Source organism: Candidatus Aquicultor sp., from assembly GCF_054640775.1.
Genome location: NZ_JBTSLF010000261.1, coordinates 1 through 3,103, shown reverse-complemented (window position 1 = coordinate 3,103; position 3,103 = coordinate 1). Strand labels below are relative to the sequence as shown.

At 41.0% G+C, this 3,103-nt stretch carries 3 protein-coding genes; 2 read left to right on the top strand and 1 reads right to left on the bottom strand.

Features of this window, described 5'->3' with window-relative positions; all coding sequences use genetic code 11:
* The coding region (locus ACYC56_RS13805; protein ID WP_461374751.1) for a discoidin domain-containing protein at positions 1 to 615 on the top strand (615 nt) is incomplete at its 5' end.
* Positions 616 to 1,022: 407 nt separating this feature from the next.
* On the opposite strand, the gene ACYC56_RS13800 is transcribed toward ACYC56_RS13805, so the two are convergent.
* On the bottom strand, positions 1,023 to 1,262 hold the full coding sequence (locus ACYC56_RS13800; protein WP_461374750.1) for a hypothetical protein: 240 nt from the start codon (positions 1,260 to 1,262) through the stop codon (positions 1,023 to 1,025).
* A 28-nt stretch (positions 1,263 to 1,290) separates the two neighbouring features.
* Here ACYC56_RS13800 and ACYC56_RS13795 point away from each other — a divergent pair.
* Positions 1,291 to 3,103 (top strand): discoidin domain-containing protein (locus tag ACYC56_RS13795; protein ID WP_461374749.1); only part of this gene is annotated, 1,813 nt, incomplete at its 3' end.

The following is a 3,103-nucleotide window of genomic DNA, read 5'->3' as shown; positions in this document are numbered from 1 at the left end:
ACACGGCGGAAACAGGTCAATTGGCAAACGGCCGTTCATTCTTTACAGGAAGCCATTCATGAGGCCCCGAATTGGGAGGAGGTGCATCAGCTTTTTGGAGAGGCTGTGGATTGGGGGGAATTGTGGAAAATTGAAGGCAAACCAAAGAAGTTATCGAATTATAATATCCTGTTTCCCAAAAAAGAACTTAATAAAATCGTTCCCATCGGTTTTAAAGTCTCTTCAAATATGAATAATGCCGAAACTGGGCTGGCTATTGATGGAAATCTTTTCACCCGCTGGACCAGTCTCAAGGGACAGGAACCCGGGATGTTTTTTCGAGTGGATCTGGGAAGCGCTTACTCAATAGATGGGTTCTCTCTTTTTTTAGGCAGTTCCCTTAATGATTATCCACGCAGTCTCCAGGTTCTGTCCTCCCTTGACGGGAGAAATTGGCAAGAGATCCAGACCGCCTCTTCTTCCGATTATGCCTTTAGCCAAAACCGGTTATTTAAGAAAGTACATTATAAATTGGGTCCGATCAAAACACAATTTCTGCGGTTGCTAGAGACGGGTAAAGACCCGGGCTATTGGTGGTCCATCTATGAATTAGAGGTTTTCGGTAACAAACTGTAATCCATCGGCAAATTAGAAGAATCCTTTTTTTGCAGCCTTAGGTTCTATAGGAAAAAGCTCCCTCATTTCTCCTCTGCTCACTTTGCCGGGGCGTATTCTTTTTTACGAAGTTAATTCCCTTCTTATTGCCATATCTCTTAATCTTTTTCTACGATGCTTCCTTTGGAAGGATGGCAGATTTCAGGGTCGCCACCAAGATTCCCTGTCAATACTACCAGAACCCAAAGTGGCAAAGTTTACTTAATCTGGATGAATTTTAAGAGAGCATATGGTGCGAAGGGTTATTTTTCCCAAATCAAAGACTTAAGGACTAATCGACGAAAAAGACTTAAATTTTATTGACTTTTTTCTGGTTAACATATAGAAATTTCATAATTAAATAAACAAATTTTCTTACTGGCAACCTTTTAAAGAAGTGTCGATGAATCATAAAAGACCCTATTTCTCAAAAGGGGGGCGTGGTTTCTTTTTGGTAGTTTTATTGGTAGTTTTAAGAGACCAGGGAAGTTTAAATTAGGATCCAATAGAGTGTCTAACAACCTCTCCTCAGATAAAAATTCCCCACCCCAAAAAGAAATAATATTCCTCTGTACTATTATCCTGATATCGATTCTTTCCCGGGGGCTGACTCTATTAACCCCTAACATGAGAGAAAACCCAATAACCGTCGGCCTCATGGGCCTTCGGGTCATGGACGGCGATTTCCCGATTTTTTTTATGGCCCAAAACTATATGGGTTCCATGGAAGCTTACTTGACGGGCTCCTTCTTTCTGTTTTTTGGCCCGTCTCATTTGACATTGGATCTTTTAGCGGTCATCTTTTCCATTTTGTTTCTCATTCTTTTATACCTCCTGTCCAAAACATTCTTTGGCTACAAAACAGCCCTGATCAGTATCGCCTTATTAGCGATTCCGCCTTGGTTTTTAACTACCTGGAGTCATGAGGCAAGACTCCATTATCACTTTGTTATTATTTTTGGTAATTTCCTTTTATTAATTTCTCACAAGACAATATATCGTCAGGACATAAGACCCGAAAGAAAGAGAATCCTCTTGGTACTGATAGGATTATTGTCAGGTATTGGTTGGTGGAACAATTTCTTAATTATAGCTTATTTAATACCCATAGGATTTTTCCTTTTTCTCAGAGACAAAAAGATCCTGTTTGGCAAAAACTTTTTATTTTTACTCTTCCCTTTCTTGCTTGGCAGTTCACCCCTCTGGACATTCAATGTAATCCATGATTATCCGATCCTTTCCTTGCTTGGCAGCCCGCCCCCCACTGATAGGGCAATCAATGTAATTCATGATTTTTCGATAATAGGCCTAATCAAACTGTGGGACGTATCCCATAGCATGTCTTATATAAAAGACTTTTTTATAAATGCCTTTCCATTCATTATTGGGTTTGTCCCCCCCCTAAGCAAAGACAAGATGGATTTTACCGGTTATTTAATTATAGGGCCAATTTATTTAATCGCCTTAATTTATTTTATTTATAAATCCCGATTGTCGCTCAAGTCGTTTTTTTTTCTCCGACTTACCAAAACATCCAGCGGGGAAATCCTCGTCCTTCTCTTTTTTGTAAATATCCTCCTCAATCTTTTCACCCCTTATGGCCGGTTCCTTAGCAAAGATGACCAGAGATACCTCCTACCTCTTTATACCTGCCTGCCTATTTTCGTTTCGGTATTCTTGCGAGACATCGGCAAGAAATATCAACTTCTGTCCCTCTTCCTTCTGGGGCTTATCCTACTTTCCAATGTATCAGGCAACCTGAAGCAGGAAGATGCCTGGCTCGTTTTTAACCCCGATAAATTTTTAGCCGCTCAAAAAAATCTGGCGAAGGAAAACCGGATAACGGCTTTTTTGATAAAAAATGGATATACTCGTATTTATTCGTTTATTGACTCAAGATATGGAAATGGAATAACTTTTAACAGCCAAGAATCCATCATCTGTGCTCATCCCTCCCTGGAGTCTTATCCTAAATATGCTGATTTGGTAGATGCCTCGTCTAAAGTGTCCTTTCTTTCCTTTGGAGAGGACAAGGTCTTTGAAGAAAATTTGAAGGCCATAGGAGGCTATTATCGGAAAATTACAGCACCGGACGGCTATCTTCTTTATACCGATTTTAAGCCGCCTCAAACGGCTTACCGTATGATCCCACGTCATCTTTGGAGAGGAAGTTCGAATCTCAATTCATCAGAGGCCCAAAATGCCTTTGACGGTGATGTTTCCACAGGCTGGAGTACTCGAGGTCCCCAGAAGAAAGGGACTTATTTTTTATTGGATCTCGGACGGGAGGAAACCGTTGGGAAGGTATCCTGGATTCCTGCCAGCTTTTCCCATGTTCCGAAGGGTTATCGGGTAGACGTCTCCTTAGATGGTAAGAACTGGCAAATTGTAACCAACCTTCCGGAATATAAATGTCCGACAGATTGGTCTGGTCCCCATCCTATATATTGGTCCGGTCCCCATCCTATGA

What these genes read in the sequence shown, in the direction of transcription:
- ACYC56_RS13800 (WP_461374750.1), bottom strand. Translation starts at nt 1,262, where the DNA reads ATGTTAGGGGTTAATAGAGTCAGCCCCCGGGAAAGAATCGATATCAGG.